Origin of the sequence: Vibrio sp. D420a, assembly GCF_030248625.1 — a bacterium.
Taxonomy (GTDB): domain Bacteria; phylum Pseudomonadota; class Gammaproteobacteria; order Enterobacterales; family Vibrionaceae; genus Vibrio; species Vibrio fortis_A.
In genome coordinates, this window is record NZ_JAHGAN010000066.1 from 1 (window position 1) to 6,412 (window position 6,412).

Annotated in this window: 5 protein-coding genes and 4 tRNA genes; 3 read left to right on the plus strand and 6 right to left on the minus strand. The window is 44.0% G+C overall.

All coding sequences use genetic code 11. The annotated features are described in order from the left end of the window. Nucleotides 1-114: 114 nt before the first annotated feature. From KI743_RS23465 to KI743_RS23480, 4 genes are all read right to left on the minus strand, one after another. A tRNA-Thr gene (locus KI743_RS23465) sits at nt 115-190 on the minus strand. A gap of 14 nt (nt 191-204) precedes the next feature. Continuing rightward, a tRNA-Gly gene (locus KI743_RS23470) sits at nt 205-279 on the minus strand. 39 nt (nt 280-318) lie between these two features. Beyond that, nucleotides 319-403, minus strand: a tRNA-Tyr gene (locus KI743_RS23475). Nucleotides 404-446: 43 nt separating this feature from the next. Further along, nucleotides 447-522, minus strand: a tRNA-Thr gene (locus KI743_RS23480). A 209-nt stretch (nt 523-731) separates the two neighbouring features. Here KI743_RS23480 and coaA point away from each other — a divergent pair. Next, complete coding sequence (gene coaA / locus KI743_RS23485; RefSeq protein ID WP_032550054.1) at nt 732-1,655, plus strand: type I pantothenate kinase; 924 nt, start codon at nt 732-734, stop codon at nt 1,653-1,655. A 31-nt stretch (nt 1,656-1,686) separates the two neighbouring features. Here coaA and birA read toward each other — a convergent pair whose 3' ends face one another. Next, nucleotides 1,687-2,652 (minus strand): bifunctional biotin--[acetyl-CoA-carboxylase] ligase/biotin operon repressor BirA, encoded by a 966-nt coding sequence (gene birA / locus KI743_RS23490; protein WP_285468480.1) that lies wholly within the window; start codon nt 2,650-2,652, stop codon nt 1,687-1,689. Then, the gene (gene murB, locus KI743_RS23495) at nt 2,649-3,695 is read right to left on the minus strand and encodes a UDP-N-acetylmuramate dehydrogenase (RefSeq protein WP_285468482.1); all 1,047 of its coding nucleotides are present in this window, start codon (nt 3,693-3,695) and stop codon (nt 2,649-2,651) included. The genes birA and murB overlap by 4 nt, the downstream gene beginning before the upstream one ends. Before the next feature lie 66 nt (nt 3,696-3,761). Between murB and KI743_RS23500 the strand changes: the two genes are divergently transcribed. After that, nucleotides 3,762-4,193, plus strand: a complete 432-nt coding sequence (locus KI743_RS23500; RefSeq protein ID WP_032550051.1) for a GNAT family N-acetyltransferase — start codon at nt 3,762-3,764, stop codon at nt 4,191-4,193. 91 nt (nt 4,194-4,284) lie between these two features. Then, nucleotides 4,285-5,625 (plus strand): CDP-diacylglycerol--serine O-phosphatidyltransferase, encoded by a 1,341-nt coding sequence (gene pssA, locus KI743_RS23505; protein ID WP_285468483.1) that lies wholly within the window; start codon nt 4,285-4,287, stop codon nt 5,623-5,625. The last annotated feature ends 787 nt before the right edge of the window (nt 5,626-6,412 follow it).

The window sequence follows — 6,412 nt, forward strand, 5'->3', positions numbered from 1 at the left end:
CAAATTTTTCTTTAGACATGGGGTGTCCCTCTAGGTACGGATTAAGTGGCTTTGATGACCACGCAACCAAAAAAAATGGTTATTTTCTAATTTAAAGGAGAAGAAGCTTTAGACTGGTGCTGATACCCAGATTTGAACTGGGGACCTCACCCTTACCAAGGGTGCGCTCTACCGACTGAGCTATATCAGCACACAAATTTGAGTTGGAGCGTGCAGCGGGAATCGAACCCGCATCATCAGCTTGGAAGGCTGAGGTAATAGCCATTATACGATGCACGCAACACGTAACTCTGTTTGAGCTATTTAACCTTTAGAATATGGTGGAGGGGGACGGATTCGAACCATCGAAGGCAGTGCCGGCAGATTTACAGTCTGCTCCCTTTGGCCACTCGGGAACCCCTCCAAATTTTTAAGCTTTCTTCTCGCTCCCTTAAGAGGGAAGAAAGTGGTGCCGACTACCGGAATCGAACTGGTGACCTACTGATTACAAGTCAGTTGCTCTACCTACTGAGCTAAGTCGGCACAAGTGGGGCGCATTTTATTGAATGATTTTCCACCTTGCAATAGTAAATTGAAAAAAAATGGAAAAATCTAATAAGTAATGAAATTTAGCGGGTATTTCTTATTAAGTTTGTCTCTTTAATCCACATCTCTCTCACGAATATATTTTATTTATCCATCGCATGATGTATTTTCCATGCACTTGTTTTGTAACCCACTATAGAGTTTTTATGAGCCCATTTATGTCATTTGACCGCGAACGCTGGTCTGAACTAAGAAATTTAGTTCCCATGACACTGTCAGAAAATGACTTAAAAGAGCTTCAAGGGATCAATGAAAAATTGACGATGGAAGAAGCGGTAGAGATCTATCTACCCCTCTCACGTCTATTAAACCTCTATGTGGCAGCAAGGCAGAATCGTAACTCGGTGCTCCAGCAGTTTTTGGATAAAGATGAGAAAGCGCCCCCTTTTGTGATTGGTATTGCAGGCAGTGTCGCAGTAGGGAAAAGCACCACAGCTCGACTACTTAAAGCCCTACTTTCTCGCTGGGACAATCACCCAAAAGTTGAGCTAGTGACCACCGACGGCTTTTTATATCCAAACGAAGTACTGCAAGAAAAAGGCTTAATGGGTAAAAAAGGCTTTCCTGAGTCTTACGATATTAAGCGCTTGGTGAAGTTTGTTTCCGATGTCAAAGCCTGTAAGCGTAATGTGCAGGCGCCTGTCTACTCACACCTAACCTACAACATCACCGACGAAGTAAAAGAAGTCGATCTTCCAGATGTCTTGATCATCGAAGGGCTGAATGTACTGCAGAGCGGTATGAACTACCCACACGAACCACATCGTGTATTTATTTCAGATTTCTTGGATTTCTCTCTTTATGTCGACGCAGACAGCGCGCAAATTCAAGAGTGGTATGTGAATCGCTTTATGAAGTTCCGTGAGGGTGCATTCGCCAAACCAGGCTCTTACTTTAGCCACTACACCTTGCTCAATGATCAAGAAGCGGTCGATAAGGCTCAGAATATCTGGAAGTCGATTAATGGTCTCAACTTAGAGCAGAATATCTTACCGACCAGAGAAAGAGCGCACCTTATTCTACGTAAGGGCGCTGATCATATGGTTGAAGAGGTTTTACTACGCAAGTAATGAGGATGATTTTTAGTATTTTGGGAGGCAACTAGTCCGCTTTGCGCAGTGAGATTTCGCCACCAATATAGGCTTCAATGCCATTCTCAGTTTCTAGTAGTACAGCACCTTGCTCATTAATGCCTTTGACCGTACCTTCTATCTCTCTCGGTCCAATGATCAAACGAACCGAACGTCCTAGGAAGTTATCTAATCGATTCCAGCGTCCAACAAAGTCTGTCATTCCTTTGAGCTCATACTCATCAAGTGCTTTATACCAGGCATTAATTAATGCCTGCGCGAGCTCATTGCGGTCTGGTACCTGACCTCCGCAGACCTCTTTTAACGAAGTCCATGGTTGTCCAATACCCGATGTATTGGGATCCATTGATAAGTTGAGACCCATGCCGATCACGATATTAGCTGCACCACCAGACTGTCCTGAAAGCTCTACCAAGATTCCCGCAAGCTTCTTATCATTGTGATATAGGTCGTTCGGCCATTTGAGCTTGACGCCTTCAACACCCATCTCCTCGAGAGCCTCTACAATAGCAACACCAACGACGAGACTCAGTCCCATTGCCGCTGCGATACCAGCATCCAGTCGCCAGTACATTGACAAATATAAGTTGGCGCCAAACGGGGATACCCATTCGCGTCCACGGCGACCACGCCCAGCAGCTTGGTATTCTGCAATACATACCGAACCTGACTCTAGAGAATCTCCCTTATCAAGCAGGTGTTGGTTTGTAGAACCGATAATTGGTATAAGTTCTAGGGACGAATCTACGCCAGGCGCCTTAAGCTTCGAATCATCAAGCATGTTCAGTGGCTGAGCGAGCTTATAGCCCTTACCTTGCACTCGATAAATATCCAGTCCCCACTCTTGTATACCCTTAATATGCTTACTGATAGCTGCACGAGAAACACCGATCAGCTCGCCTAGCGCTTCACCTGAGTGGAACTCACCATCAGCCAGAGCTTTAAGCAGGGTTAACTTGGTTGTATGGTCTCTCATGCTAGCGCCTCCAGTGCGATATCAAGATTGATCTCACCATCTTTCCCCATAAACCTCACTTCATGCTCAAGCGTGATACCAAACTTCTCTTTAACTGCTGAGCGAACTTGGTTTGCTAGTCGAACAACATCTGCAGAAGAGGCGTCATTGTAGTTAATCAGAACTAAGGCTTGATTTGGGTGAACCTGAGCGCCCCCCTCTTTATGTCCTTTAAACTGGCATTGATCGATCAACCAACCTGCAGCAACTTTGATCTTATCGCCACTCTCATAGCCCACAATATTTGGATAAGTTTGAGTTAAGCGATCATAGTGATCCTTTTCGATCACCGGGTTTTTAAAGAAGCTGCCCGCATTACCATTTACTGCGGGATCAGGAAGCTTGCTTGAGCGAATAGCACAGACTTCATCAAAGATAACGCGAGGGGAAATCGTTCCCATATCCAACGCTTTGAGTGGCCCATAGTGATTACATGGTTGCCAGTCTTTACTCAAGGTTAAACCAATTGCGACCACAATCGCTTTACCATAAAGGGCATGCTTAAATATCGAATCGCGATAACCAAATTGGCACTCTTCGCGACTTAACCTTTTTATCGTGTATGTGTCTAAGCACAGGATATCAACGTACTCACATACATCTTGCAATTCAACGCCATAAGCACCGATATTCTGAATCGGAGCAGAACCTGAACATCCAGGAATCATGGCTAGATTTTCTAATCCACCAATGCCTTGCTCTACAGACCACTCCACCAAGCTTGGCCAGTCTTCACCACCACTAATATGAAGTCTATAGTGTGTCTCAGTTTCGGTTTGCTCAATCCCTTCTAGCTTATTCACCATCACCAAGCCTGCAAAGTGCTCGGTAAATAGCATGTTGCTACCCTTGCCTAACATCAGCTTCGGAAGGTGGCTCCATTGTGGAGATTGGTAAGCAGAGATCAGTTCGTCTATAGAGCGGATTTCAATAAGCACATCACAAGTCTGCTCGATAGAGAAGGTATGTGCCTTTTTCAAACTGGCATTGAGATAAGATTGCATGGCGATATTCAATTAAACTAAACTGCCTCCATTCTACAGCAGTTACCCAACCGGCGCAGTGATTGAATGAACAATGTAATAATAGCCCAGCTGGATCCGATCAAAGTTCCATTAGTTAAACGCTTCTATAAAGAGCATTATCCCTCCGGTAAAGCTAACAAGAGCGAGTTAATCTACTCGTTAACCATCGATAACCAATTATTAGGAGTGGTTCGTCTTCGCACAATCGAGCAGTTTCGCTTACTGACAGGAATGGCCATTTCAAAAGAGTATCGAGGGCAACAACTGGGGAAACAGTTGATGGATTACTGTGAAGAAAATACGTTGAATGAGCAAGATTATTGCTTTGCTTACGCCCATTTAGAGAACTTTTATAGCCGCCACCATTTCGTAAAAATAACACCTCAAGAGCTGCCAAATAGCCTGAAAAACCTCTTCGAGCGCTATACAAATAGTGGAAAAGATCTCATTCCTATGCATTATCAGCAAAATTGTTAGAGAATGCCTCGATTATCTAGTAATTCGCCATTTGCCTTTGGTAAAATTCGCTGTTCGCAATTTTGCATATTTTTAAGGTCAAACAGTCAATATGATTGCTAGTAGGAATCCATTCATACAGTTACCCACTGTAGCTCAGAACCCCGATAAGTTTGAAGTACTGTTATCAGCACAAGAGTTCAGAACTCGTTTACTTAAAGAGATCTCTGAAGCAACTCAGCGTATCTGTCTGGTTGCTCTCTATCTAGAAGATGACGAAGCAGGTCGTGAAATCCTTACTGCACTATATGAAGCTAAGCAAAGCAACCCTCAGCTTGATATCAGTGTCTGTGTTGATTGGCACCGAGCTCAACGTGGCCTTATTGGAGCGGAATCATCAGAAGGTAATGCTGCGATGTATAAAGCGTTCGCAGACAAGTATGAGCATGAAGTCCCCGTTTATGGCATCCCTGTTCGTGGCAAAGAAGTCTTTGGTGTGCTTCACCTGAAAGGGTTCATCGTTGACGATAAGGTTATCTACAGTGGTGCAAGCCTCAACAACATCTATCTGAACTATAACGACCGCTACCGTTTTGACCGTTACCATGTTTTAAATAACAAGACGCTGGCTGACACCATGTTCAGCTACGTACAAGATCAGATGGTTGCGGATACTGCGGTAAACAATCTAGCCGACCATAGCAAACCGACCACTAAACAGATTAAATCAGCGATCCGTCAGTTCCGATCGACACTAGCCCGCTCTCAATATCAGTTTAAGAGCGAAGAAGTCTCAAGTGAACAAGTGGCAGTGACTCCGCTTGTTGGAATTGGTAAGCGCCGCAACCGTCTAAATCAGGGCATCAATCAACTGATCGCTCAAGCCAAAGATGAAATCTTCATCTGCACCCCTTACTTCAACTTCCCACCGAGCCTTGCGAAAGAGGTGAAGAAAGCCCTTAAACGTGGTGTGAAAGTGAGCATTGTTGTTGGTGATAAAACGGCGAATGACTTCTTTATCTCTCCAGAAGAAGAGTTCAAGACCATTGGTGGCCTGCCTTACCTATATGAGTTAAACCTTCGTCGTTTTGCGAAAGCGAATGAAGCGAACATTGCAAGTCGTAAACTGTCTATCCACCTTTGGAAGCACGACTCAAACAGCTTCCACCTAAAAGGTATTTGGGTAGATAAGCGCTACATGCTTCTTACTGGTAACAACCTGAACCCAAGAGCTTGGAAACTCGATCTTGAGAACGGTATCTTCATCCAAGATAACTACAATCACCTAGCAAACAAGTTCCAAGCTGAAGTAGACAATATCCTCCAACATACTCAGCTGATCTGCACTTATAAGCAGCTAGACAAAGTTGATAGCTATCCAACCGAAGTACAGAAGCTAATTCGCAAGATAACGCGTGTAAAGGCTGATAGAGTGCTTAAACAGATTCTATAAGTATCAGCTTTAAATTATCTCTACTTTAACGCCTAGCAGTCGCTGGGCGTTTTTGTATTTGTAAGTACTAGATGAACCGTTGAAGTCACCAAATAGGGTCATTGGAGCCTCAACAGCCACTCTAACTTTTGCTTAAGAGTCAGATAACAGTTGCAGACAGAAGAAGCGATGGTCATGTTCGCTCAGACGAATCAAATGATCTGTATACTCTTATATTAAGTCGCTTCTCTGTACGAACTCTCAAATATAGTGAGTAAACAGCTCAATCCATACTCGCTCATGTCATTGAGGGGTTTAGCTCCGTTGAATACCAGCGAATAGCTCAGGCTATACATGGGCTTGAGGTTAAACCCTTCAAGAGTATACATCGTATGTTGAAAGCTACGCATTTCTAACACAAGCAAACTCACAAGACTCTCCGGTTTGCGTCGGCGTACTAACTTGAATAGCGGCCAATAATAATGAATCTAATCTAGGCTTCCCATAAAGAAACAAAGCGGTTCCATCGACGCACTAATGAACGAAGCCTGTGTTTAAACAAGAAGGCTTGTTGAATCAATAACTATACTTATCACAAGTCTGAGATAGCTTAGATCGAAAGTAACTGAGCTTGTTAGTCGAAAAACAAAAGACCATTACCTAGAAACGACGAAAGCCTAGTCGTAAGACTAAGCTTTCTGATAAATGACGAATGGCGGGGACGCCTAGTTCGGGGTTACGAACCACGGGCAACCGGGGCTCTTTCGACCGAAGAGCAAATACAGTCATTCAAACGTAAAAAAGCCCA